The following is a 26,154-nucleotide window of genomic DNA, read 5'->3' as shown; positions in this document are numbered from 1 at the left end:
AATGTGTAATAGAAACACTCCATTAAAATAAAATCTCTTAGCGCTAGGTTGCAAATACATTGGTAAAATAGAAACTAGATGCCGCTGCATTCGTATTTAATGACTATGCCGCATATTTTCCATAGATTCGAACCAAACTCTTGAAACAATCATGTTTGCATTCTGCTCTACAGGTCCAATTGTTTCCGATGTGATTTTTAAAAATTCTTCAGTCCCCACAACAATAATTCTGCCTCCTAAAGCTTTATCAGACCCAAGCTGAGCATATTTAGTAAGACTTTCTACAATGATGTAGTTTCTGGCTCCATCGGGCACCATTGAAGGGACTTCATCTAAAGGAATGGTTGTTGCATCAAGCACAGGTACTAGCCCAACATTTTCACTAACAGCTTTGTGTAAGTTAGCTCTAATTGCTGTATGAGATTGTTCTGCTACAGAAGCGGTGGTATCTAATGGTGAAAGGTCTGCGATAATGGTTTCAGGAGGTAAATCTGATTTAAATCCTGCAGCTGCTGCAGTTGCACCTTTCATCTCAAAATAAGGGTGTAAAGCTATATATCCAGCATTTTTACCAGATGGTGCTCTTGCCTTTTTTCTTCTAAAGTCAACAGCAGCTATAGCCCCCGTAGTAATAGCCTGCATGCCGCTTGCTACATAGTAAATATGAACCACTCTACCGCCCTTAGCAAAGGTGTGACTAACAAATTGTCTAAAAGGACCAAGGCGCAACATCAAGGGTTCTTCAAGTCCTCTTTGATGTCTTTCTTCATTAACTCTGGCTGAGAGCAATAAATGCGTTGATTCATTTAAATTTTCAAGTGCTTGGGCTGTTTTGGTAAAATCTTTTTCGAGCCAAGTGATATAGGCTGTACCATCTCTTGGATTAGGGCCGTGTGCTTTGAGGATTGTTTGTGCTTTTAGCAGATTGATCATCAAGCTATGTTTCGCAAACTCCTTAATTCGATGTATTTTACCACTTTTACTCGGACGGTCAACAGCGATAACAGATAATGCATGATGTACAGCTACATTTAATGCAGCTCTGTGTACAAAATCCAACCTCGGATCTATTGCATGAGTTGGCTTAGCACCAATTGCACTTCCTATTCCAATTTGTAATAAACTCATTGGATACAGGCCAGGATTAATTCTTATCATGCCATTTAGGAGTGGAGAAATTGATGGTCTATGGTGACCAAAGCTGCCTCTAACCTGAAGGTTGGTTCTCAAGCCACTTGCATTCCATCCTTTTTGAATTTCTTCTACTCCTTGGTCTTCTTTCTTTATCCAAGTGCCGTTATGGAGTACAAGATTTGGATGTTCTCTACCACTACGATCTGTTATTGGACCCACAGTTGGCCCTCCAAAAAAATGTTCTAATTTAACCTGACGTCTGTTTCTAAGTAAATGATTGGCAAAACTATCACGTATGGGGCGATGTGCAGTAGGCGTAATGGTAGTTAAAGGTCGTAAATCTGTTGTTCGAGAATCTTGAAGTCTCTTTGGTCCTATATCCGACATAGGATTTTTGCTAGATCTTAGAAAGAAATCATGTTTTTCGACTAATTGGTGATGTAATGCATTTAACTCCCTTTCTTTTTTAAGCATTAATTGCAATTCAGTGTGTAGTTTATTTTGCCCTTCCCCCATCTTCGCTTCACTTTCTAGCATTTGATCCCTTTGCATTATTAGTTGATCAAAGGCTCCTTTAGCCGCTATTGCGTCTTTCGCCAAGGCAGCTGCATTTGTTTCAGCTTGAGCTTTACCATCTCCGTCGGTTTCAGCTGCAATTTTTCCTGCAGCTTCGGCTTCAGCTTTGGTTTTGCTCACAAGTTTAGATGCAGGGCCAAGCGATTTTAATAGTAACACTTTTGCTCTAGAAAGTTCATCTAGTTTTCTGGTATATCCATCTAACTCTTCTCTTTTTTTTGCAATACTATCCTTTAAAGGTCTAAGTTCAGACATTATTTTTTCCAGATGTTCTCGTGTTTGAGGTATTGGATCACGTTGAGCTTGTTCTATTAATAGTTTATGGCGCATGATTGCGGTTTCTCGAGCCATTTCTTCATGACCAATAACAGCTCCAGGCCCCCTTGCAATTCTATCTGGATGTTCTGCCATTCGAATCCTTATGCCCATGGGGCCTTCCATTGCTTTATCTTTCATGTTAGGAACACCCATAACCGTAGAAGCAATGTGCTCCCATCCTATATTAACCGGTTCAGTTGTTACACCCTCTTTATATACACCCATTACACGTTGGTGTCTTTCATAATCATGATGAAGGGGGTGGTGTGGGCTACTTCGAAAATACTCTCCAGGTTTACTGAGATTCTCATGACGATCTTTGCCATGGTGTTCAACATCACTTGGTATCCAAGGTGTAACATGGGTTAAATGTTGGCCAAGCGTTTCTAATGCAATGCCTGTATCTGGATCTTTTGCGCTAGCTAACATGCTGGGGCCAAGATGTTCAGGTCTGCTATTAAAAGCTACAGCTAATAATTTTGCATGCTTGCGATGTGCTGTACTTGATTTATCATGACCTAATCCTCTTTCATACCATTCAGGAGCATTCTTTGGTGCAAATACTCGTTCCGGAAGTGCAGGTTGTGTTCTTCCTCTATGGTCTATGGCAGGGGCGAATGCGGATCCTCTAGGGATGTTAGCGCCTCCAATAAATGTATCATCTCTAACGTAAGTTAAAGTGCGCTGCAACTCTCCAGCCACACTAATCACTCTTACCCAACGGTATTCTGGTGCGTTTTTAGCATCATAATGTCTGAATATCTCTGCATTTGGTCCGAGTCTTGACCTTATTTTATCTGATGTTTCAACATCAATAGGTGTTCCATGTGGCAGTAGCTTACCTTGAGTTCCATTAAAAATGGAGCCATGTAAAGCATGAACCAAATGTGTTGTCCCAGTTATTCTGGTTTGCATGCGTTCACGTTGTACAGTATTGCTGCTAATTTTGGAAGAAACAAGCGGTACATCCGCTACAGTATGAGCCATCGCTTTGGCACCCATCAAATCGGCCTCTTTTTCAAGTCCAGCATCATCATTCACATTTACGTTGCCTTTCATCTGTACGGTAGGTTTAACCCTTCCTTGCTTTTGTTGTACTACATGCCAGGCTTCGTGTGCTAAATGTTTTTCCTGGCCAACGGCTAAATGAATATTTGTACCTTGTGCATAAGCATGTGCTTGTAATTGGGCAGGTTGATTAGAGTTGTAGTGTACTTTTACATCATCAAGTGAGTAGCCAGAAAGGTTCTCAATCCCCGATTTCAAATGATCTGGTAGGCCAGTATGGTTTTCTTTTCGTTGTACGGTATGTTGATCAGCTGTAGCTTGCTGATTGGGTAATGGAGTTGTGCTAGGACTATTGGTTATTGATTTTTGTTTGGTTTTCAGTTGTTTAACTAATGGGTTGTTGCTGATAACTTCCTGAAGTTTTCTTTGTGCAATAGCTTCTGGTCTATTGTCTACAAGCTGTAATGTAGAAGGACCATTGCTTGGTGATTTTGATGAGTTTTCAGAAGCAGGCTTGGTTTTGTTTTCCTGCGATTTATCGGCGTGTGTATTCATGTTTGTTGTTTGTCTAATAACCCCGCATCACATCCCGTATTTAAGATAATTCTTATACAAGATAACAAGTTTAAATGAAATATCATCATCCTGCCTGTTTTAGAGAATAGGAGCTAGATGTAGTTGCTAATTGCTTAAGTGCTAGCTGAAAATGTAATATAAGCTTGAATTAAAATTGGAGAAAATAAGTCCGGATCCTATTAATCATATTGTGATAAAAGATGAGGAAAATTAAATGGGATAACAAGCAAAATAAGGATGCTAGAAACTTATTAAGTTGCCAATAAAAGCGGCAAAATGTTTTAGCTATGTTGTGTTAAAACAAAAAAGCCTCTAGCTTTTTAAAGCTAAAGGCTTGATTTTCAAGTAGCGGGAACGAGAGTTGAACTCGTGACCTCAGGGTTATGAATCCTGCGCTCTAACCAACTGAGCTACCCCGCCGGGCATCTTATTTTTTAAAGAGTTGCAAATATAGAATAAATTACTTTTCTTTAGAAATAATAAATAAAAAATAGTCCAATATTTTTAAGATAGAGGTGTTTAAGGATGTCAGAAAAGAAAAAATTTACACTAGAATATGAGTTAAGGTCATCTCCACGGATATTATTTAGTTTCATTAGCGAACCAAATGGTTTGTCGCAATGGTTTGCAGATGATGTGATTTTCAGAGATCAAGTATATACCTTTACATGGGACGATGAAGTTCAGAAAGCAAAATTGCTCAGCATAAAAGAAAACAAGTTGGTGAAGTTTAAATGGCTCGACGATGAACCCCACTGCTATTTTGAAATGGAGATTGTGCAAGATGAATTGACCAATGATGTAGCATTAGCAATTACTGATTTTGCTACCGACGAAACTCGCACTGAAAAAACTCAAATTTGGGACAACCAGATTACTTATCTGTTGAGTGTAATTGGTGCTTAAATTTTCAACGGTATTGTCTATCTTTGCATATTGAAAAAGATACATTTACTGTTAATTAAGGCATTTATTAGGCCTTTTATCGTCACATTTTTTATTGTGATGTTTATCCTTTTGATGTTTTTCCTGTTCAAATATATTGATGATTTGATAGGGAAAGGATTTGAATGGTATACCATAGCTGAAGTAATGATTTATGCTTCAGCATCAAATGTTGCCATGGCATTGCCACTTTCTGTTCTGCTCTCCTCCATCATGACTTTTGGTACCTTAGGAGAAAACTATGAATTAGTTGCCATCAAATCTGCTGGAGTATCTCTACAAAAGGCCATGAGGCCATTATTTGTGTTGATCATTATATTATCAATAGCCTCTTTTTACTTCTCAGATTACATGCTGCCAAAAGCGAATACAAAATACTACTCGCTTCTTTTCGATATCAGAAATAAAAAACTGTCATTTCTAATTAAACCAGGGGTTTTTAACAACAGTATTCCAGGTTATGCCATTAGAGTAGATCATAAAGGAAAGGGAGGAATAGATTCTCTATATGGAATTATGATTTACGATCATAGTGGTACAAATGGCATTCCTAAGATCATTATTGCCAAACAAGGCAGAATGACTAAAACAACAGATGGAAAATACATGCTGCTCAAACTTTCTGACGGAATTAGGTATGAAGAAGATGGGGGTAGGGGAAATAGCTATAACAATAGACAAACGCTAACCAGAATGCGTTTTAAAGAAACGGAGGTAAAGCTAGATTTCTCCACCTTTGGTGACATGAGCCGTACTGATGAATCGAGTTTTAGAAACAATGCACCCATGCTTAATCGTAAGGGGCTTATCAGGAGGCAAGATTCACTTTCCAAAAGCCTAGACAGTGCCAATAGAAGTGCTAAAATTAATGTGAGTAGTTACTATAAAACTACGAGCTATGTGAAAGGATATACGAAAGTTAAGAGTAAAGAAAAAACGATTAAGGGCAATATTCTCAATTCAATTCCTAAAAAAGACCTTACGCAAGTATTGCAAAATGCATCCGATCTTACAGCCAGTATCAGACAGGTAATTAATAATAGAATTCTTAGCTATCAAGATGAAAAAAAGGAAATTATTGGAGCTAGGGTAGAGTACCTTAGAAAATATACATTAGCTTTTTCTTGTCTTTTATTATTCTTTATCGGAGCGCCTTTAGGTGCAATTATCAGAAAAGGTGGCCTAGGTTTGCCAGTAGTAATTGCTGTAGTATTCTTTTTGGTCTACCATATTATCTCTACCGTTGCCGAAAAATCTGCCAAGGAAGGAACCTTGGAGCCTATTTTTGGGATGTGGATGGCAATTATCGTTTTAACACCATTGGGAATATTCTTAACCTATAAGGCTACAGTAGATTCTGCCTTGTTCGATATCGATTATTACAAGCAACTGATCTTAGGGCTGTTCAAACGTAAAAAGCTTAAAGCCAATAATTAATATAGTAAACTTCTTTTAGCCTTATTCATTACTTAATGATGATATTTTAGTAAAATATTGCTCTCAAAAGATTGTAACTTTGTAAATATTTATAATGCAGATGACCTTAATGGCCTTGCTTATAATTAAGACCAAAATAGAATGGAAATTAAATTGAATACGATAGCAGAAGCTATTGAAGATATCAAAGCAGGTAAAATAATTATTGTGGTGGATGATGAGGATCGTGAGAATGAAGGAGACTTTATTACTGCTGCCAGAAATGTAACACCAGAGGTAATTAATTTCATGTCTAAGTATGGCCGTGGATTAATTTGTGCACCATTGATAGAAGATCTTTGCAATGACTTGAAATTGGATTTAATGGTTCAAAACAATACTGTTTTACACCAAACCCCATTTACTGTATCAGTAGATTTAATTGGGCATGGTTGTACTACAGGAATCTCTACACACGATAGGGCAAAAACAGTTCAGGCCTTGATCAATCCAGATACTAAGCCAGAAGATTTAGGTAGACCTGGGCATATTTTCCCCTTAAAAGCAAAAAGAGAAGGCGTATTAAGAAGAACTGGCCATACTGAAGCTACTATTGATTTAGCCCGTTTGGCAGGTTTTGAGCCAGCAGGAGTGTTGGTTGAGATCATGAATGAAGATGGGACAATGGCCCGTTTACCAGACTTGATGTTAATTGCGGCACAGCACGAATTGAAGATCATCACCATCAAAGATCTGATTGCTTATCGTTTAGCTGCTGAAAGTTTAATTAGAGAAGAGGTTACCGTTAGTTTGCCTACACAATGGGGCGATTTTAAAATGACGGCCTACACGCAATTGAGTAACAATGCAACTCACTTGGCCATTAGTAAGGGCGAATGGACAGAAGGTGAGCCGATTTTAACACGCATACATAGCTCTTGTGTTACAGGTGATATATTTGGTTCATGCCGTTGTGATTGTGGCCCTCAGCTTCATAAAGCTTTCCAAATGATAGAAGCAGAAGGTAAAGGGGTGATCGTATACATGAACCAAGAAGGTAGAGGGATTGGACTGATCAATAAATTACGTTCGTATAATTTACAAGATGCTGGTTTCGATACGGTTGAAGCCAATCTTCAACTGGGCTTTAAAGGCGATGAACGCGACTATGGAGTAGGTGCACAAATTTTAAGAGCACAGGGTGTAAGTAAGATGCGCTTAATGTCTAACAACCCAACAAAAAGAGCTGGTTTAATTGGCTATGGACTTGAAATTGTAGAAAATATTCCAATTGAAATAGAAAGCAACAAACACAATGAAACTTACCTTAAAACTAAAAGAGATAAAATGGGTCATCAAATCATGAACCGCTAACATCTTAATTTAGTTAAATATATTGCTAAGCAAGAAAAATCAAAGCCTTATTTCTTTTGATTTTTCTTGCTTTCGTTTATAATGGCTTCTTTGTTTAATGTTTCTTTAGCCTTTTGCGCTTCTTTCTTTTTCTGCTCCCTACGATATTTTCCAGTAATCTTCTGTAAAAATTCATTAAAGGAATCAAACTGCTGACTATAGATCAGTCCAAAAGAGTTCACATTTGCGCTTTGATCTATCCCCGGGTTGGCAAAAATACTTTGTTGCGTAGGTGGTTTAGTGGCTATTTTGCCAACTAACGTCCCATCTTTTTTGATCAGGCCTAAAACCTCCAATTCTCCACCTACATTGTTTTTAGAAAAACCAATTGGTGTAAAATCGTTCGCACTTTTGGTATCGGTAATACCTGCATTGATGATAATACGGTCGTTGAATAATTTGAATGAAGCACTGGCATCATTTAACGAACGGAAATTGATATCGACAAAACTTAAATTTAATGAAGAAAGCAGGTTGTTAAACTGATTGAACAAAAGTTCGGTAGCCGTACTGGTTCCTACAGAGCCTAACTGTTGCCCAAGGTTTTCTTGACCTGACCCTGGTGCAAATCGCCTCTGGATAATCAAACTCAATGCTTGGGTGTTTAGGTTATTACCATCATTAAAGTAAGATTGTAACTTTTCTTTAATAGCTGGGTTGGCAGGAAAGAAGATGTCCAATTTAATATCAGGTTTTAACAATAACCCACTCAAGCCCATTTCTACTTCCGTTTGTACCCTCTCGTTTACATTTGAACCCTGTTCCTGATTCGCCGCTGTGTAAAGGTCTGTAGTACTTGCCCTTAATGCATAAATGGCTTTTAAGTTAATTTGTGCTGCGGTCGGGTTTCCAGTCCACCTAATTGTTCCACCTTGTCTAATGTCAAACCTTTTATTGATCACTTCTTGTGCCGTGAAATCGAAGATACCGCTTTCAATAATGTAGTCGCCTTTCATTTCAAAATCGCCCACACTACTGATATTTAGTTCGAGTTCGGCATTTCCCTTTCCACTTAACTTTCCTAAAATGGTGTAGATGTTTGCTGTACTGTTAGGATCTACCTTTAGTTTAAAATTCATCGTCAGACCATCAAAATTGGCCTGTTTTTTAACCACCTTAGTGGTGTCTTTACTCACAAAAGTGATAAAGTCTTTATCAGAAACCGTTTCAGAACTATTTAACGGAAGGTTAAAAATGGTTCCTTTTTCGGTTTTGGCATTGATATCAATCCTCATTTTATTGGTTGGCCCTTTAAAAGAGAAATTGCCACTTGCATAAGCTTTACCATAATAAACGGAATTATCTTTAGAAGTGGTATTTAACGCCATGAAGTTAGTGGCCACTAAATCAACCTGTATGTTTGGATTGTCTAGGTCGTTAAGGTCTACCGTTCCTGTAGCTGTCGCTTTATTACCATCCACATCTTCCAATACCAAATCTTCGATACCAATTACACTGTTTTCAACCTTTACTTTATCATCTAAAGTATAAGCCGTCTTGAGATAATTTACTGTTAGCTGCCCTTTATTGAAGGATACACTGCCGTCAATTCCGGGTTTGTCAAAAGTTCCTTTTACCGTAAGATCTGCAGATACCTCGCCTTTCAGGTTGGAAACTAATTTTTTAACAAAAGGCTCCAGAATTGCGAGTTTGCTATCATTTAATCTTACGCCTAAGTCAATTTTTTTATCTTTTAGGTCAAGATTTCCAGTTATCTTGAAGGTTTCTTTATTGTCCGTTAAGATTTGAGTATACACATTAGCCCTGTCTTTAGACTTGTCGTAAGAACTGGTATCTGTGAGTTTTCCTATAAAGGTGTCGTTAAATGTTAACGAATCAATCTCTAAACTATCGGTAACTCTTGCAGAGTTTAAGACGTTATAGAGTCGTGTTTTGCCATTTACATTTCCTGCCAGTTTTAAGCCGAGTGTTTTAACAAAAGGATTAATGGTTTTAAGATTGAAGTTCTTAAAACCAACCAACAACAGGTCTTGGGGATCATTGGATAAAATTCCATCAACAGTTAACAGCTGACCTCCATTACTCAAATCAAAATTGCTGATTTCAGTTTTTCCATTGTTAAAGTTGATCCTTACTTTTTCTTGGATGGTCCAATCTTCACTATTGATTTTTAAGTTGGATGGTAAAATGCTAATTTTCGCAGTAGTATCACCTGCAAATTCTACCAAGCCGTTTAAATCCAGTTGGTTGGCATCATCTGCATTAGAAAGTTTTACGTTTAAAGAAAGACTATCGTTTCTTAGGATATTTAAGATATTGACATTTTTGATGTATAAACTATCATTCAGGTCAACCCTATCTGAGGTGATAATGGCTTGTAACTGATTTGAGGTTGTGTTTTCATCAATAATGATGTTGTTTGCGGTAATGCCTTTATAGGTTAGCTTTTTGATGCTTCCATTTAAGGTGGCGGTATTATTTCTCGAGTCGAAATTTCCTATAAGGATAGCCTGGTCATCAATGCTTAGCCCTGGAACAATAAGTTCGGCAATAGGTTCAAATCGTTTTATTCTTAAATTGAAGTCAAAGATCTGGGTATTGTATTTGATAATTTGGGTGTCTAATGAAGGGACATAGGTTTTGGCAATGGCCTTGTAATAAGAAATGATGGTATTAAGGTCATATTGTCCTTTGATACTTGCATCTAAAATGTCGGATTTTACAGTTAGACTTCTATTGATACCAATGCCATTTGCATTCAATTGAACAGAATCAATGGTGTAGATTCCTTTCACATTGTTTAACCTGATCTTTTGGATAGCCAATTCTCCTTGTATATTGTCGAGGTTATTACCAGAGAAATTGGTGCTAAAAGTAGCATCTACCATTAGCGAATCCTTAAATAATTTTAAAGTCTTTAACCTTGCATTTTTAATTGATGCTTTGAAATTAAAGACAGGCAATTTGGGATTGAGGTTTACGCCACCATCAAAATCCAACTGCACATTTTTATCGTTGATCTTTAAGTTGCCATCAAAGTACTTTTTGTCGAATGTGCCATTGATTTTAACATTACGATAGCGGTAGTCATTAAAATCAATATAAGAAATGTCACCATCTAATTGCTCGGTAAGGTCTTTGATTTCGGTACCTTTTCCTTTTACATAAAGTGCAGATGTAATTCTACCTAGGCTCTTTTCATTTAAAAGCTCTCTAAGATTAAAATCGAAGGTTTTTACATTCCCTGTATAAGAAGGAATGCCTTTTTTGTCGATTTTCATGTTTACATCAGATTTGAAGCGGCCCAATTTTGTTTTGAACTCTCCAAAGGCAACAAAATCATTTTGAAAACCAGTAAACGAGCCATTGAAATTGATATTGCCAAACTTGTTTACAATTACAGGGATAGACTTCATAGGTTTTCCTGTAATGTCTGTTAAGATTTCGTCCAAGTCTTTTTTGTTGGTGCCCGCCATTTCAACCTTCATATCCAGAAAAGTCTGATCCCAATCTGGGAGACCTTTCATAGAGAAATCGCCTTTAATGTAGGTGGCTTTACCTGCTTTTAAGGATAGTTTTTTTGCCTTTAAATTATTTACATAACCACTGATTTGTCCATCAATGTCCAAATCGAGCTTCATTTTTTTTAGTGCAGGCGTAAAATAAGCTACATCGCTAGAGGAGATATGGCTGTTTTTAAAATTAGCCTTCATCCTCACTTTGTTCACATAATCATTAAAGTCTCTGAACCTACCAAATTTCATCTGGTAATAATCGGTTAACCTAGTCTGGTTGGTAACCAACAAAAGATTTTTCAACTCAATAGCATTGGTATCAATGGTCGTAAAAGCAGAGAGATTTTTAAGATGGAAGCCGCTTTTCTCTTTAAAAGTTAAATTTTTAATGTTGGCTTGTATCAAATGTCCATTGGTATTCAATTTCTCAAAAATACCATTGAGTTTAGTGAGCTCAATATCTTCAAAATTGATCCCTTTAATTACGGTATCTACTTTTAGATTTTTGTATTTGAAGTTGACATTGTTTAAGATGATCCTATCAAACAAGAATTGGAATTTCTTTTTCTTTGGTCGATTAGGGGGAGCGGGGCTATCGAAATAATCAATAATGAAATCAAGATTTGATGAACCATCCTGATTGTCTTTTAAAAAGAATGAGCCATTATTAATCTGTACCGTATTTACATCTAATATTCTTTCTTTTAAGGAAAGTCTATTGAGGTCTACCATGAATTTTGGAAATTTTGCAAGCGTATCTTTTTGGCGATCGAGTACAACGAGGTCTTCCAGCACAACAGACTTAAATGGTTTAACGTATAAACCACCTATCAATACCGTGTTTTTGAGTTCTTTAGATAGGTATGCCGCTGCTTTTTTTGCTACATAGGTCTGTACTGGCTTAAATTGAAGCGAGAATAAAACAGCTGCAAGCAATATTATTATTGATGCAACGACCCAAAGCAGTATTTTTAATAGTTTTTTAATAGTTTTGTAGCTTAATAATAATCAACGTGTCTGTAATACTTGCCATAGAATCTTCTTGTGATGAAACATCCGTTGCTGTATGTATCAACGGCAAAATTACTGCCAATGTTATTGCAAACCAAACAATTCATGAAAATTATGGAGGTGTAATTCCAGAATTAGCATCAAGGGTTCATCAACAAAACATAGTGCCAGCTGTTCAACAAGCGCTGGCAATTGCCAAAGTTAACAAAAATGAATTAAGCGGCGTTGCTTTTACGCGTGGGCCGGGCTTATTGGGTGCATTATTGGTAGGAGTGTCTTTTGCAAAATCTTTTGCATTGGCTTTAGATTTACCTTTAATTGCAGTGAATCATATGCAGGCACATATTTTGGCGCATTTTATAGATGAGCCAAAACCCAATTTCCCCTTTTTATGTTTGACAGTTTCTGGCGGTCACACTCAAATTGTACTGGTTAAAGATTATTTTGATATGGAAATAGTGGGTGAAACTTTGGATGATGCGGCAGGAGAGGCTTTTGACAAGACAGCTAAAATATTGAGCTTGCCATATCCGGGTGGTCCTCTAATTGACAAATATGCAAAAGAAGGTAATCCCTTAGCATTTAAGTTTCCTGAGCCACAAATCCAAGGTCTGAACTATAGTTTTAGCGGATTTAAAACTGCTATTTTGTACTTTATTAGAGACAGACAAAAAGAAAATCCTTTATTTATAGAAGAGAATTTAGCAGATATTTGTGCATCAGTTCAACACAGTATCGTCAATATCTTGTTAAATAAATTGAAAAAAGCAGCAAAACAATATCAAATTAAGCAAATTGCGATTGCTGGTGGGGTTTCTGCAAATTCAGGGCTCAGAAATGCGCTTTTAGAACAGAAAGAAGCATTAGGTTGGGATATTTTTATTCCAGCTTTTGAGTATTGTACAGATAATGCGGGGATGATTGCGATTGCGGGTTACCACAAGTTTTTAGCGGGTGATTTTATTGGCCAAGAAGTATCGCCAATGGCAAGAATGAACTTTTAAATAATAGAAATATGGGAACGATGAGTTATATCTTTTTTGGTTTAATGTTAATTCCAGCAATTATCTTTCTGGTATGGATGATTAAACAGGATAAAAAGAAAAACTATTTGGGGTTGTTTTTTTTGATATTAGGTGTGCTCATTGCTACCTATACGATTATCCGATTGGATAAGGATTTTATGGAGAAAAACGCAAAAGCTGCTGATGCTCCAAAATCTTCAAGTTTTAGATAAAAAAATCATTTCGACAGCTTTTAGCAACGGATTTCTTTTTGGTAACGCTGCCATTGAGAAATCATTTTCCCGATTACGATCGGTAGGTGATGTATGGGCTGTCGAAATGACGATATAGATTTAAGCTTTCTCTTCTAATTTTTCTCCGGTTACTTCTGTACGGATTTTTGCTTCAATTTCTTCTGATAACTCTGGGTTATCTAATAATAATTGTTTTACGGCATCTCTTCCTTGTCCTAATTTGGTATCTCCATAAGAGAACCAAGAACCTGCTTTTTTGATGATGTTAAAGTCTACACCTAGATCAATGATTTCTCCAGTTTTAGAAATTCCTTCGCCAAACATAATGTCAAATTCTGCAATTCGGAAAGGAGGGGCAACTTTATTTTTTACAATTTTTACTTTAACACGGTTTCCAGAAACTTCATCAGAATCTTTAATTTGAGAAGTTCTACGAATATCTAAACGTACTGAAGCATAAAACTTTAAGGCATTACCACCAGTAGTGGTTTCTGGGTTACCGAACATCACTCCAATTTTTTCACGCAATTGGTTGATGAAAATACAACAACATCCAGTTTTAGAGATCGTTCCTGTTAATTTACGTAAGGCCTGGCTCATCAAACGGGCTTGTAATCCCATTCTGCTGTCGCCCATCTCACCTTCAATCTCCGCTTTTGGTACCAAAGCCGCTACAGAGTCAATTACGATCACATCTATCGCTCCCGAACGGATCAAATTATCGGCAATTTCTAAAGCCTGCTCACCATTGTCTGGTTGCGAGATTAAAAGATTGTCAACATCTACACCTAATTTCTTGGCATACATTTTATCAAAAGCATGCTCTGCATCTATAAATGCGGCAATACCGCCTTTTTTCTGTGCTTCGGCAATGATGTGCGTAGCCAAAGTAGTTTTACCAGATGATTCTGGACCATATATTTCAATTACGCGACCCTTCGGTACACCGCCAATGCCTAATGCAATATCTAAACTGATAGAACCAGTTGAAATGGATTCAATAGATTCTACTGCTGCATCGCCTAGTTTCATTACGGAACCTTTACCGTATGATTTTTCTAATTTATCTAAAGTAAGTTGGAGTGCTTTTAATTTTTCTGCGTTTGGGTTCATGTTCAATCTAATTAAGTAAAAGATAAGTACCGGCTAAAAATGTTATTTATAAATACTAATAACTTTAGCAAACATATTAATTTAATTTTGATTATTGCAAATAAAATCTAAAAAATATTTTAATAATTTACAATTGGCTAATTTCTTTAGTTTTAAAATGCTGTTCGTAATATTTGCAAAAATGGGTAAGCTCGCAAATATTGCATTTCGGGCTTCTGGCTACACAAACATATCTGCCATGTAAAATTAGCCAATGATGTGCCATAGCTATGGTATGTTCTGGTAAATGTTTAACCAAGTCTTTTTCTACCGCTAATGGGGTTTTGCCTTTGGTTAAGCCAATTCTATTGGCTACCCTAAAAACATGGGTGTCTACAGCCATGGCGGGTGCATCGTAAATGACAGAAGCGATTACATTGGCTGTTTTACGGCCCACGCCGGGCATTTTTTGCAATTGATCTATATCTGAAGGTACTTGGTCATTAAATTCGTGCAACAGCATGTTGGCCATGCCTACCAAATGTTTGGCTTTGTTGTTAGGATAGCTTACACTTCTGATATAGTCAAAAACAATATCGGGTGTAGTTTCTGCCAATGCCTTGGCATTTGGAAAACGCTGGAAAAGAGCAGGTGTAACTTGGTTTATTCTTTTATCGGTGCATTGAGCAGATAAAATTACAGCTACCAATAATTGGTATGGATTGTTGTAGTGCAGCTCGGTTTCTGCGTTGGGTTGTTTTGCTGCGAAATGAGTTACAAACTGTTGGTAGCGTTCTTTTTTGAGCATAAACAAAGATAAGGTTTTTAGCTTGTGGGTTTAAAATCTGTTGGCTAGAATTTGGTCAATTAACGGTCGATTTCTTTTAAGAGCTCATCGCACTCTGCAAAAGCATTGTAAAGATATTTGTTGCGGTGTTTTTCTCCTTGTCCACTAAAGGAAACAGATTTTTTAATCTGGCTTTGCATCCATTGTTTGGTTTGCTGGCAATAAGATTGATCTTCAGTTTTTAAATAGTTGAAAGTGTTAAATCGATTGTAGCAAAGCATCGTTTCTTTAAGTTCAACCAAATAAGAGATACTGCCCAACACATCACAGTTGTACCAATTAAAGGTGTGGTTTGGATCTATGGTCTTCTTGCTGCTAATGGCATACATGTTCATGTCTGTAAGGCAGTAACGTACTTGTTCTATCACTTGTTTGGCTAAGGTATCGGTAATATATCCTGCCTCAAAAGCATACCTCACTTGTTCTATTGTGCCATGTACAGTATCTTTTGCCCAGATTTCTGTGCTTGGAATTTCTAAATAAATTTGATTCAGCTCTTTGGCCAGTGTAATAATTTCTTGGTCGAATGTACCAGGGTCAAATTTAAATTCGGCATTCATTACACTGTCAGACCAAAAGAAAAGCTTGAAACAGGTAAGCTCGGGGTATTTGAAAAAGTGAAAGAGCGGAATATCGTCTGTGGTAATGGTAATATGCTTTTGTTTACTCTGCTGAATCTGCTTCAGGTTTTTTAACAGATCTTGTAGGTACAAAAGCATGTTGGGGATTTCTTGATCTACGCTCAGGTAATCGAAAGTAACGGTTGGCAGTTGACTGGGCTTATATAAAAAGGGTGTAGCAAAATGATCAGAAAGCTTAATGATCTGCTGAAGACTTAAAGCGCTGTTCCCTCTTATTTTTTTATAAGCCTCATTAATGCTGATGGCTAAAACCTCTGCAACACTTTGTGCCAGGTTTTGGTAATCGGGCAGGGCCGATTTGATAGCATTAAAGAAAGTAACTTGAAGATTTTGCATCTAATAATATTCTTATAGGTGAATATAAGAATTATTTATCTTATTATGGATTAATATGTTTTATAAAATATCTTTTAAGGATAATTATTTGATTAATTTTTATTTAATTATTCTTTAGAGTTATGAATTTGTTTTTTGATATTTTATTAAGATAATTTACTGGTTTTATCGAGACTATATTTGACTATCAATTTAGCAACGATATGAAAACTAATGTATTTACATTGATCAGCTGCTTTGCTTTAATCCAAGGGGTTGCAAATGCACAAAATGAAACGAATAGAGGCACGGCGCCTGCAAAACAAAAAGACTTGAGCCAGGATAGCCTTATCACTGTCGACAACAAATTAGATGCCGGCGAAAAAAAGATCTCTTTGTTTAATAATCTGTATATGGGAGGGGAGTATGGCGTATCGACTGGTTACCAGAACTTTATACAAGGAGGTATGTGGGCTCAAATTGACCATGATTATTTTAAGATTATGTCGGCGGTAGCTGCCGATCCTGCCACTGCAGAACAAAAACAATTGCATAAAAACCACAGTAAGGATTGTAACTGCATCGAAACCAGGCAACTTTCTGATGTAAGCTTAATTTATGGTAAAAGTTATCAATTCTTCAAAGTATGTCAGATTCAATTTGGTGCAGGCTTGGCTTTTGTTTCTAAAACAGATAAAGATGATGCATTTAATAGCCAAAAACATGAATTTGAGCCAGAAAGGTATAAAAAACGTGGAACCGTGGGTATTCCAGCTGAAGCTAGATTTGTGATCCAATTTAAGCGTTATTTTTCCATTAGTTGCAGTACGCATGTAAATGCCAATCCAATTAAAAGTTTTAAAGGCGTATCTGCAGGTGTAGCCCTAGGCTTGTTTTAAAGGGTGTTTAGGATAGATAGGGGAATAAAAAAAGCTGTTTAACTTTGGGTTAAACAGCTGAATTTTTTTCTTGTAAATTATTTCTTTTTAGAAAAAGCTAAAATCTTTTCGATGGTCTCATCCGATGGATTTTTAATGAGCTTGTCTAATTGTGGCTTAATGCTGTTGTAAAACATTTTGTCTTCAGTTGTTGCTTGTTCCACAGCTTCGTCCGGAGATTGTTGGCCTTGATAATTTACAGTGTTAAGTGAAGTAGAGATTTTAATCATACGCAATTACAATAATTAGTTTAGAAAGAAAACGCAATTAAATTGACTTTATTTCATTCAAGTTACGTATAAAATTTTTGTAACCAAATAAAATTCTTTAAACTAAACAATTAGTAATTTAAAATTTTTAGAATCCTCGTTTAAAAGCAATATTGGCATATTAAATTTTAAAATTTTATTCAAAATAAAAATATGCCTAAAAATAAATCTTGCTAAAAAAGTGCAAATCACCTCTGCAAATTCAATTGGCTATTATTGAATTTTAACCCTGCTCAATTAGAAAGCGGCTAGACTGCTGCTGAAGAAAAATTAAGAATTGCGTTGCGAAACTTCTTTTACCTTCATCATCTTACGCAGGTTGCTCAAAGCATAACGCATACGGCCTAATGCAGTATTGATACTTACATCAGTGAGGTCTGCAATTTCCTTAAAGCTGAGGTCTGCATAATGGCGCATAATTAATACCTCTTTTTGTTCGTCTGGTAACAATTGGATCATTAGACGCAGGTCAACATGTGTTTGCTCCCTCAACATGCGTTCTTCAGCGCTTTCCTCATGAATTTGTAAGAGGTTCAGTACATCAGTACCATCGGCACTGGTAATTACGGGCGCACGTTTTTCTCTACGGAAATAATCGATTACCAGGTTATGCGCAATACGCATTACCCAAGGTAAAAACTTGCCCTCTTCGTTGTACCTGCCGCTGCGCAAGGTTTTAATCACCTTAATAAAAGCGTCTTGAAAAATATCTTCAGCAAGATATTGGTCTTTTACCAATAGATAAATAGAAGTATAAATTTTTGATTTGTGTCTTCTTAGTAGTTCCTCTAAAACAGTTTCTTCTCCGTTCAGGTATAACTTCACCAATTCCTGATCACTATGCTGTTGTATGTTCATAGGAGTGCGTATATTAAAATCTCTTTTTTTATTAAATAATAAATAAGTAGCTGTTTTAATCTATAGCTGATCTCCTTGTTTTTAAGATGTTGGTTTCTAACTTGTGTGAGTTGTAACACCAAATGACGGATTTTTTTTTGATAATCCAATAAAAAATATGTTAAAAAATGTAAATTTTTATAAAACCCATCTTATTTTTGAGCTGGTTGAAACCAAAATTGTAATTTTGGGGTATATTAGCCATATTCTAGAAAGCGGTACATGAGCAAGGAAATAGAGAAAGATCCACACAAAAATATCATCATAAAAGGGGCAAGAGTGCACAATCTTAAAAACATTGATGTTGCTATCCCTAAAAATAAACTAGTTGTAATTACTGGTATGTCTGGGTCTGGGAAATCTTCTTTGGCTTTTGATACCTTATATGCAGAAGGTCAGCGTCGTTACGTAGAAAGTTTATCAGCCTATGCCCGCCAATTTATGGGCAGAATGAATAAACCCGATGTCGATTATATTAAAGGTATTGCGCCTGCAATTGCCATCGAGCAAAAAGTAATTACGTCTAACCCACGTTCTACGGTGGGTACTTCAACAGAGATTTACGACTATTTAAAACTCTTGTTCTCCAGAATTGGGTTAACCTATTCGCCAGTTTCTGGTGCCATTGTTAAAAAAGATACGGTTACTACCGTTGTCGATTATATTATCGGTTTAGGTACTGATAGTGTAGTAACCATATTTTGTCCATTACATCCGCACAATAACAGAAGCATTAAAGAAGAATTGGCCGTGCTTTTACAAAAAGGTTTTTTGCGGGTCTATTTCAATAATGTAATTACAAAAATTGAAGACATACTGGAAGACGAATCTGTTAAGGACATCGAATTAACGGATACCACAACCATTAGGATCTTAATTGATCGTATTGTAGTTAACGAGGAAGAGGAAACTTTAAGTAGGATTGCAGACTCGGTACAAACGGCATTTTTTGAGGGTAAGGGCGATTGTTTTGTAGAACACGAAGGCAAACAGACTTTTTTCTGCGATCGTTTTGAATTGGATGGCGTAAAATTTGAAGAACCAACACCCAACTTTTTCAGCTTTAATAATCCCTATGGGGCTTGTAAACGTTGCGAAGGTTATGGCAATGTAATTGGTATTGATGAGGATCTGGTTATTCCTGATAAGAGCAAAAGTTTATACGACAATGCCATTGCACCTTGGCGTGGCGAAAAAATGGGCGATTGGTTAAAGAAGTTTATTAAAAATGCCGATAAATTCGATTTTCCTATTCATCGCTCGTATAGCGAATTAACAGAAGCACAGCAGCGCCTGATCTGGACAGGTAACCAGTATTTTGCTGGGCTTGATGAGTTTTTTAAAGAATTAGAAGAACAAACCTATAAAATCCAGTACCGTGTAATGCTTTCGCGTTACCGTGGGAAAACGGTTTGCCCGGATTGTAAGGGTACCCGTTTGCGCAAAGATGCTTCTTATGTGAAAATTAATGGAAAATCAATTTTAGATATGGTATTGATGCCATTATCTACTATTCTTCCATTTTTTGAAGGATTGACATTATCAGAAACTGAAGCTAAAATTGCCAAACGATTATTGGCAGAAATTACCAATAGGGTTTTGTATTTAAATAATGTGGGTTTGGGCTATTTAACCTTAAACCGATTGTCTAATACCTTATCTGGTGGCGAGAGCCAACGGATCAATCTGGCCACCTCTTTAGGTAGCAGTTTGGTAGGTTCTGTTTATGTTTTAGACGAACCGAGTATTGGTCTGCACCCACGCGATACCCATAAGCTGATTGAAGTTTTACAATCGTTGAGAAATGTAGGCAATACGGTTTTGGTGGTAGAGCACGAAGAGGAGATGATGAAGGCTGCAGATCATATTATTGATATTGGTCCGGAAGCGGGTACACATGGTGGAAACCTGGTGTTTAGTGGTACTTATGATGAGATTATTAAAGATAAAAGCTCCTTAACAGGTCGTTACTTAGCAGGAAAAGAAGAAATTGCAGTTCCTGCCAAAAGAAGAGAATGGCGAGACCATATCCTGATTAAAGGAGCGAGAGAAAATAACCTTAAAAACATTGATGTTAAATTTCCACTGGGTGTGTTTACCTGTGTAAGTGGAGTTTCTGGATCTGGAAAAACGAGTTTGGTTAAAAAGATTCTATATCCAGCTTTACAAAAGGCCATTGGCAATTATGCAGGCGAACAAACGGGGAGCTATGATGGTATTTTTGGAAATATCGATCTGGTAAGCCAGGTTGAAATGGTAGACCAAAACCCAATCGGGCGTTCTTCACGTTCCAATCCGGTAACCTATGTAAAAGCTTGGGATGATGTAAGGGCTTTGTTTTCGGCATTGCCAGCCGCAAAAGCAGGTGGGTTAAAACCAGCAGCATTTTCATTTAACGTAGAGGGTGGTCGTTGCGACGTTTGTCAGGGCGAAGGTGAAGTAAAGATAGAAATGCAGTTTATGGCAGATATTTATTTGCCTTGCGAAACTTGTGGAGGACGAAGATTTAAACAACAGGTATTAGATATTACCTATCAAGATAAAAACGTCGCGGATATTTTAGACCTAACCATAGAAGAAGCAGTTGAGTTTTTTGCGAAAGAGCCAAAAATCTTACAAAAATTGAATCCTTTATTGGACGTGGGCTTAGGGTATGTACATTTGGGGCAATCGTCGAATACATTATCTGGAGGTGAGGCACAAAGGATCAAATTGGCATCGTTTTTAATTAAGGGCAACAATGCCCAAAAAACGGTCTTCATTTTTGATGAACCGACTACGGGCCTTCACTTTCATGACATTAAAAAATTATTAAAAGCATTAAATACATTAATTGAGCAAGGAAACACTATTTTAGTGATCGAACACAATATGGACATGATCAAATGTGCCGATTGGGTAATTGATATTGGACCAGAAGGTGGAGATAAAGGGGGGCATGTAGTTTTTGAAGGCAAACCAGAAGATTTGCTCAAAGCTAAGGAATCTTATACAGGTCAATTTTTAAAAGCACATTTGAAATAGTAACTTAGCGACTTATGCTCTTCCTAACCTTAATTATAGGCATCCTGTTAAATGCCATGGGATATATTCCGCCAGGAAATATCAATTTGACTGTGGCGCAATTGACCATTAACAAGGGGATGCGTCAAGCCTTGTACTTTATTCTGTCTTTTTCTTGTGTAGAAGTCTTTTTCACATTTGGGATGATGCGTTTTGCCCGTTGGGTATCAAGCGATGTTAACTTAGATTCTAATATCAGCGAAGTAAGATTGGGCACCTATGTGGATGCCTTTATGATCATGCTGTTTATTGTAATGGGTACAATTACTTGGGTTAACCGAAAAAAAGTGCCTAAAACCAAAGCAGAAGATAACAGGAGTAGAAAGGGAAGTGTTTTTTATGGCATGTTGCTAGGTGTTTTAAACCCGGTTCAAATTCCATTCTGGTTGTTTTTTGGCAACTATGTGATCCTTCACGAATGGATCCATACAGATTACCTATCCTTAGTTATTTTTAGTTTGGGCTCGGGTATGGGCTCTGCAGTTGCGTTGTATGGTTATGCCCATTTTGCCAAATACATTCAAGAAAAATTTGCATTGAGCAGTCTTTTGGTTAATAAATCTATCGCTATATTTTTATGGGTATTGGCTTTGTATCTGATCATTAAACAAGCCTTGGTTTATTTTGGATAGGTTACTATCATAAAAAACCCCCCATTTCTTTTCAGAAACAGAGGGCTAATCAGAGTTAAGAACTTAGTTTGTAGAATAAACAATTTTATTGATTATTTATTCTGGCTATTGTTTTGGCACAGGTTATTGATCATCTTAATAATATCGGGAGAGATATTGGCAAAATTTGCCGACATTAATTTTAGTCCACCAGTGTTATTGTCGATCAATTTGGTTTCGTAATTGGTAGTAGCCTGCGACGAAATTAAAATACACTGCACACCAGACGAGTTCGCATTTGTAGCGAGGGTATTTAAAAAAGTATCATCTGCAGCAGTATTCATGTCGTCATCGCCACTGGCTGGAGCATCGGTAATCAAGATCACCAGTTTGGTGATATTTGGTCGCCAGGCACCAGCAAATGATGAATTGATGAGTTTGTCAATTAACAAATCTCCAGGTTCTGGAAAACCATTCCCGTTGCCCAAAGACATTGGGCCATTTAGTTTGGCCAATTGCGTGGCAAATGTAGTATTGTTGGCATAACCAAAATTCTCCATTACGGTTAGGTATTGATTTGTTGTTGGTCCGCTAGTGATCACCAATTTATTCGCAGCGGGCAAGCTGGTATAAGGCACTTGACCTACATAGGCTGGTGCACCACCTTTTGCAGCTTCGTCAAAAATGGTGAGTGCCAATCTGTAATCACCTGCAGATTTTGCGACAATCGTACTCACAATATTACTGATCGAACTTTTGATATTGTCAATTGCACCACCCATGCTTCCTGTATAATCAATTACAAATACTACATCCATTCCTTTGGTACACGCAGGAGGTAAGGTGTTGTTGTCATATTCACAGGTGCTCTTTTTGCAAGAGTTTTGGGTTAATAAGAGCATACATAATATCATAATGTATTTTGATCTGGGGTGAATGATACTTTTATAAATACCATTTTTAATTGTTGTTATCGTTTTCATGATGATGGTCTCCTTAATTATTTTTTATCGTTACAAATTACTTTCATTTCGGTTCTGCGGTTAATGGCATGTTGTGCTTCGGTACAGTTAACATTATCGGCACAGCCATTTAATAACTTAGATTCGCCGTAACCTTTAGCCTCTATTCTGTCTCTGGCAATACCTTGCGAAACGATATAGTCAACAGAGGCATTGGCGCGATTTTGAGATAATACCTGATTGTATTCGGCTGAGGCACGAGAATCGGTATGTGAGCTCAGTTCGACCCTCACCGTTGGATTATCTTTCATAAAGCGCACCAATCTATTCAGCTCTGGTTTTGCAGATTCTTTGATGAAGTATTTATCAAGATCGAATAAGATGTTGTTCAGTCTAATCGCTTTATCGCAATCGATCAGTTCAGCACACATTTCTAATTTGATGAACAGATTTTTAGACCTATCGTAATTTGAAGTTGTAATTTCTTCAAACTGCGAGAAGTAGTTGTCTTTTTTACCGTATAGGGTATATTTACCTATTTCTGCCAATTGGAATACAAAACTTCCTTGTGCATCGGTTATTGAGGTTTTTTTGAATGCCTTTTCGGTATTTTCTAAAATTACACTGGTTGAAGAAAGTGGGTTGGCTGTATTGCATGCAAATATTTTTCCTTTGATGATGAAATTTCTATCGGCATATAATATTTCTTTCTGTACCAACCCTTGATTTTTAAATTCTGATTTGGCTACCATTGCGGGATCTAATGGAGTAGTATATAAGGTGCCATAAGCCACATAATCTTCTGGGCTAACATTTTCAAAAACAACTACGCCCACCGAATTGGTAATACCTTTATATACTACGGTACCGATATTGTTTTTAATCTGAACCTCGGTTTCTGGTAGTAACTCATGCGTATACTTGTCTTTGGCCGTAATTTTTAAAGTGTAGTTTACTTTAGCAGGTTTCTCTTTCGATTTAGGGATTTTAACCACAATGCCTGCAAAAACTCCAATAGAAGCAATATCACAGTTGCATGGTTTGATTCTATCAATCCTTAAGCCATTGTAGGTATTGGAAGTGCCACTACTCCTAAATGGCTGGTAACTCGCCGATACATTTAAAACAGGATCAACTATTTCTGGGGTATTGAAATGTTGTAGATAGTATGCGCCTACATTTACACCCAGGTAGTCGTTAAAAAAGTAATTGGCTTTTAACTGTGCCTTTGCAGATAAAAGGTTTTTTACATCATATCCCGCATGGAAATTGAGTAACTGGTTAAGTGAGGTTGTTGTTTCACGCAGTTCTGTTCTTCCTCCTTTGATATAGGCCAACCCAACTCGGGTATTCAATTCTGCAGAAAATTTTCCGCTTTGGTTTTGGTACCTGAAATCTGGGCCTATGCCTGCAAAAGTTCTGGTAATGGAATGCTCTGATGTAGAAAAACTGGTTAATGGAGTGGATAAAGAGTTGAGTAAGTTATCGGTAGGATAAGTGCTTTTGGGTTTGTTTTTAATGTAATCTAAGTCTATACCCAATCCAAACCATTTCCAATAATGGTCTATAGATAGCCCTAAATCCATTCCGCCTTTATAGTCTATGTATGGTAGGTTGTTACGGTATTTTGGAATATCGTAGCCCACCCGGGGCGAAAAATGCCAGTTTGCCTGTTCAGGCTTTGTTACCATCTGCGCTTTTGCAAATGGAATAGATAATCCTATGAGCAGGAAGATCGTTAGTTGAAGTGTTTTCATAATGCGATGAGTTAATAGTTAGTATTCCTTTTAGGGTATATCAATCGTTATTGTTAATTGTTACCCCTTTTATTTATTATTTTGAATAATTACTAGCATCATATAGTTAAAATTCCTTCTATTATGGTTCTTTTACTAGATAGAAACGCATACATTCTATTTATGCCTTTTTAAGCTGTAGCTTATTGATGAGTTTTGATCATCAAATTAACTTTATATGAAAAAGATATCCTTAATTACTTTGTTTTGTATCATAGCTTTTCAGGCTATTGCCCAACAAAAAATCAAGATCAGTGGCAAGCTATTGAACTGTACAGACCGCATACTGGAACTTATGCCAAGTACAGGCAATTTTAAAGATAGCGTGCTCATTAATACCGATGGAACATTTACTTATGAAACCACTGCCATTCAAACACCTTTTAGGGCAAATCTGACCAACAGAAAACAAATCCAGATTCAATTATTTTTGGCACCTGGTTACGACCTGCAGCTCCAAGCAGATGTTAAGGATAATGCAACCAGCAGATCTACTTTAACCTATACCGGAATAGGTAGCAAAACCAATGCGTATTGGAAAGAGATCTTGGCCAATTTTAAAGCAGATACGGTAAAGTGGCGCCTGAAGACTCCAGATGTATATATCAATCACTTACTGAGCAATAATAAAAATACAACATTGATCGACAAGGTTTTTAATTCTTCCAATAAAGAACCCTATAGTGCCTATTTTAAAAAATCATTATTGATTGATAAAAAATATGGCACATTTCTGTCTATCTATAATAGTTATGCTTATGAAAATAATTACAAATGGGAACAGATAACGCAAATGGCAGCTCAACTTGGCTTTAAACCTTTAATGAGCGAGCTTAACAATGCAGACAATCTGAGCAGTAATGCATTCTCGTATTTTGTTAACGAATATCCTTTCTATTGTGATATTTATAATGCTTTTCCTGCGGATAGCCTCATTAAGAAAAGTGGGAATTATAGTCTATATCTAGCATCAAAATTTTATACAGGACGTGTTTATGACTATGTAGCAAGTAAAAAAATTGAATCAACTTTATCATCTATCTATAAATTGGGTGATTTTCAGAAACTACAACCCTATATTGATAAGATTAGTGATCCAGCACTTAAAAAATCGATCTTGAAAATCGGAGCAGCAAGGGTTAAAGAGGCAATGAAACTACAAGCGGGTGCACCATCGCCAACATTTAACCTGCCTGATACAAGTGGGGTGTTGCATAACCTGGCTTCATTTAAAGGTAAAGTGGTGTATATAGATCTTTGGGCAAGTTGGTGTGGACCATGTAAAGAAGAAACACCCTATTTAAAGAAAATTGTTGATCGATATAAGGGTAATGACAAAATCGAGATCATTAGCATTGCTGCATTTGATGCCAAGAATAGAGAACGTAGATATGGAATCATCAAAAAAGACCAAATGAGCTGGTTACAGTTAGAAGATACCAATGACAGTTTTGCTAAATCATATCAAGCTAATTTTATTCCTAGATTTATCATCATAGATAAACAAGGTAATATTGTAGATAGTGATGCGGTGAGACCAAGTGAACCAGAAAAATTAATGGCTATTTTAAACCAAGAAATAAACAAATAAG

At 36.8% G+C, this 26,154-nt stretch carries 18 protein-coding genes and 1 tRNA gene; 9 read left to right on the top strand and 10 right to left on the bottom strand.

Annotated features, from left to right (window positions below; genetic code table 11):
- Nucleotides 1-96: 96 nt before the first annotated feature.
- The gene (locus tag AQF98_RS21795) at nt 97-3,591 is read right to left on the bottom strand and encodes a DUF4157 domain-containing protein (protein WP_082434890.1); all 3,495 of its coding nucleotides are present in this window, start codon (nt 3,589-3,591) and stop codon (nt 97-99) included.
- Between the two features lie 367 nt (nt 3,592-3,958).
- A tRNA-Met gene (locus AQF98_RS04245) sits at nt 3,959-4,032 on the bottom strand.
- Between the two features lie 105 nt (nt 4,033-4,137).
- Here AQF98_RS04245 and AQF98_RS04240 point away from each other — a divergent pair.
- The 3 genes from AQF98_RS04240 (at nt 4,138) to AQF98_RS04230 (ending at nt 7,347) form a co-directional block, all read left to right on the top strand.
- Nucleotides 4,138-4,518 carry an START-like domain-containing protein gene (locus AQF98_RS04240; RefSeq protein WP_055130656.1) on the top strand — a complete coding sequence of 127 codons (381 nt, stop codon included), beginning with the start codon at nt 4,138-4,140 and terminating at the stop codon, nt 4,516-4,518.
- Between the two features lie 30 nt (nt 4,519-4,548).
- The gene (locus AQF98_RS04235; protein WP_055130655.1) at nt 4,549-5,994 is read left to right on the top strand and encodes an LptF/LptG family permease; all 1,446 of its coding nucleotides are present in this window, start codon (nt 4,549-4,551) and stop codon (nt 5,992-5,994) included.
- Nucleotides 5,995-6,135: 141 nt separating this feature from the next.
- Nucleotides 6,136-7,347: a bifunctional 3,4-dihydroxy-2-butanone-4-phosphate synthase/GTP cyclohydrolase II gene (locus tag AQF98_RS04230; RefSeq protein ID WP_055130654.1), complete on the top strand. Its 1,212-nt coding sequence runs from the start codon at nt 6,136-6,138 to the stop codon at nt 7,345-7,347.
- A gap of 47 nt (nt 7,348-7,394) precedes the next feature.
- Here the strand turns inward: AQF98_RS04230 and AQF98_RS04225 are convergent, their stop codons facing one another.
- The gene (locus tag AQF98_RS04225) at nt 7,395-11,798 is read right to left on the bottom strand and encodes a translocation/assembly module TamB domain-containing protein (protein ID WP_235524164.1); all 4,404 of its coding nucleotides are present in this window, start codon (nt 11,796-11,798) and stop codon (nt 7,395-7,397) included.
- Between the two features lie 77 nt (nt 11,799-11,875).
- On the opposite strand from AQF98_RS04225, the gene tsaD reads away from it, so the two are divergent.
- Nucleotides 11,876-12,877, top strand: coding sequence for a tRNA (adenosine(37)-N6)-threonylcarbamoyltransferase complex transferase subunit TsaD (tsaD, locus tag AQF98_RS04220; RefSeq protein ID WP_055130652.1), 1,002 nt, complete (start codon nt 11,876-11,878; stop codon nt 12,875-12,877).
- An 11-nt stretch (nt 12,878-12,888) separates the two neighbouring features.
- The gene (locus AQF98_RS04215; protein ID WP_055130651.1) at nt 12,889-13,110 is read left to right on the top strand and encodes a hypothetical protein; all 222 of its coding nucleotides are present in this window, start codon (nt 12,889-12,891) and stop codon (nt 13,108-13,110) included.
- A 120-nt stretch (nt 13,111-13,230) separates the two neighbouring features.
- On the opposite strand, the gene recA is transcribed toward AQF98_RS04215, so the two are convergent.
- The 3 genes from recA to AQF98_RS04200 all read right to left on the bottom strand — a co-directional run bounded on the left by recA (nt 13,231) and on the right by AQF98_RS04200 (nt 16,047).
- On the bottom strand, nt 13,231-14,244 hold the full coding sequence (gene recA, locus AQF98_RS04210) for a recombinase RecA (RefSeq protein WP_055130650.1): 1,014 nt from the start codon (nt 14,242-14,244) through the stop codon (nt 13,231-13,233).
- A gap of 127 nt (nt 14,245-14,371) precedes the next feature.
- Complete coding sequence (nth, locus tag AQF98_RS04205; RefSeq protein ID WP_055130649.1) at nt 14,372-15,031, bottom strand: endonuclease III; 660 nt, start codon at nt 15,029-15,031, stop codon at nt 14,372-14,374.
- A gap of 59 nt (nt 15,032-15,090) precedes the next feature.
- Nucleotides 15,091-16,047 carry a hypothetical protein gene (locus tag AQF98_RS04200; RefSeq protein WP_055130648.1) on the bottom strand — a complete coding sequence of 319 codons (957 nt, stop codon included), beginning with the start codon at nt 16,045-16,047 and terminating at the stop codon, nt 15,091-15,093.
- A gap of 203 nt (nt 16,048-16,250) precedes the next feature.
- Between AQF98_RS04200 and AQF98_RS04195 the strand changes: the two genes are divergently transcribed.
- Nucleotides 16,251-16,925 carry a hypothetical protein gene (locus AQF98_RS04195; RefSeq protein WP_055130647.1) on the top strand — a complete coding sequence of 225 codons (675 nt, stop codon included), beginning with the start codon at nt 16,251-16,253 and terminating at the stop codon, nt 16,923-16,925.
- A 77-nt stretch (nt 16,926-17,002) separates the two neighbouring features.
- Here the strand turns inward: AQF98_RS04195 and AQF98_RS04190 are convergent, their stop codons facing one another.
- The gene (locus AQF98_RS04190) at nt 17,003-17,194 is read right to left on the bottom strand and encodes a hypothetical protein (RefSeq protein WP_055130646.1); all 192 of its coding nucleotides are present in this window, start codon (nt 17,192-17,194) and stop codon (nt 17,003-17,005) included.
- A gap of 309 nt (nt 17,195-17,503) precedes the next feature.
- Nucleotides 17,504-18,091: an RNA polymerase sigma factor gene (locus AQF98_RS04185; RefSeq protein ID WP_055130645.1), complete on the bottom strand. Its 588-nt coding sequence runs from the start codon at nt 18,089-18,091 to the stop codon at nt 17,504-17,506.
- 261 nt (nt 18,092-18,352) lie between these two features.
- Here AQF98_RS04185 and uvrA point away from each other — a divergent pair, with 261 nt between their 5' ends.
- Nucleotides 18,353-21,154: an excinuclease ABC subunit UvrA gene (gene uvrA / locus AQF98_RS04180; protein WP_055130644.1), complete on the top strand. Its 2,802-nt coding sequence runs from the start codon at nt 18,353-18,355 to the stop codon at nt 21,152-21,154.
- Nucleotides 21,155-21,168: 14 nt separating this feature from the next.
- Nucleotides 21,169-21,825 carry a LysE family transporter gene (locus AQF98_RS04175; RefSeq protein ID WP_055130643.1) on the top strand — a complete coding sequence of 219 codons (657 nt, stop codon included), beginning with the start codon at nt 21,169-21,171 and terminating at the stop codon, nt 21,823-21,825.
- A gap of 92 nt (nt 21,826-21,917) precedes the next feature.
- Here AQF98_RS04175 and AQF98_RS04170 read toward each other — a convergent pair whose 3' ends face one another.
- Both AQF98_RS04170 and AQF98_RS04165 read right to left on the bottom strand, forming a co-directional pair.
- Complete coding sequence (locus AQF98_RS04170) at nt 21,918-22,787, bottom strand: vWA domain-containing protein (protein ID WP_055130642.1); 870 nt, start codon at nt 22,785-22,787, stop codon at nt 21,918-21,920.
- Between the two features lie 17 nt (nt 22,788-22,804).
- Nucleotides 22,805-24,523 carry an OmpA family protein gene (locus tag AQF98_RS04165; protein WP_055130641.1) on the bottom strand — a complete coding sequence of 573 codons (1,719 nt, stop codon included), beginning with the start codon at nt 24,521-24,523 and terminating at the stop codon, nt 22,805-22,807.
- 217 nt (nt 24,524-24,740) lie between these two features.
- On the opposite strand from AQF98_RS04165, the gene AQF98_RS04160 reads away from it, so the two are divergent.
- Entirely contained in the window at nt 24,741-26,153 is a 1,413-nt protein-coding gene (locus AQF98_RS04160) for a TlpA disulfide reductase family protein (protein ID WP_055130640.1), read from the top strand.
- Nucleotide 26,154 lies beyond the last annotated feature (1 nt).

The sequence above is a fragment of the Pedobacter sp. Hv1 genome (assembly GCF_001412215.1).
GTDB lineage: Bacteria > Bacteroidota > Bacteroidia > Sphingobacteriales > Sphingobacteriaceae > Pedobacter.
This window is presented reverse-complemented; position numbering and strand designations above follow the sequence as displayed.

Coding starts and splice junctions, on each gene's coding strand:
- AQF98_RS04195 (WP_055130647.1), top strand. CDS start 16,251: ATGAAAACTAATGTATTTACATTGATCAGCTGCTTTGCTTTAATCCAA.
- AQF98_RS04200 (WP_055130648.1), bottom strand. CDS start 16,047: ATGCAAAATCTTCAAGTTACTTTCTTTAATGCTATCAAATCGGCCCTG.
- AQF98_RS04190 (WP_055130646.1), bottom strand. CDS start 17,194: ATGATTAAAATCTCTACTTCACTTAACACTGTAAATTATCAAGGCCAA.
- nth (WP_055130649.1), bottom strand. CDS start 15,031: ATGCTCAAAAAAGAACGCTACCAACAGTTTGTAACTCATTTCGCAGCA.
- AQF98_RS04230 (WP_055130654.1), top strand. CDS start 6,136: ATGGAAATTAAATTGAATACGATAGCAGAAGCTATTGAAGATATCAAA.
- uvrA (WP_055130644.1), top strand. CDS start 18,353: ATGAGCAAGGAAATAGAGAAAGATCCACACAAAAATATCATCATAAAA.
- AQF98_RS21795 (WP_082434890.1), bottom strand. CDS start 3,591: ATGAATACACACGCCGATAAATCGCAGGAAAACAAAACCAAGCCTGCT.
- AQF98_RS04170 (WP_055130642.1), bottom strand. CDS start 22,787: ATGAAAACGATAACAACAATTAAAAATGGTATTTATAAAAGTATCATT.
- AQF98_RS04165 (WP_055130641.1), bottom strand. CDS start 24,523: ATGAAAACACTTCAACTAACGATCTTCCTGCTCATAGGATTATCTATT.
- AQF98_RS04175 (WP_055130643.1), top strand. CDS start 21,169: ATGCTCTTCCTAACCTTAATTATAGGCATCCTGTTAAATGCCATGGGA.
- AQF98_RS04215 (WP_055130651.1), top strand. CDS start 12,889: ATGGGAACGATGAGTTATATCTTTTTTGGTTTAATGTTAATTCCAGCA.
- AQF98_RS04160 (WP_055130640.1), top strand. CDS start 24,741: ATGAAAAAGATATCCTTAATTACTTTGTTTTGTATCATAGCTTTTCAG.
- AQF98_RS04240 (WP_055130656.1), top strand. CDS start 4,138: ATGTCAGAAAAGAAAAAATTTACACTAGAATATGAGTTAAGGTCATCT.
- recA (WP_055130650.1), bottom strand. CDS start 14,244: ATGAACCCAAACGCAGAAAAATTAAAAGCACTCCAACTTACTTTAGAT.
- AQF98_RS04185 (WP_055130645.1), bottom strand. CDS start 18,091: ATGAACATACAACAGCATAGTGATCAGGAATTGGTGAAGTTATACCTG.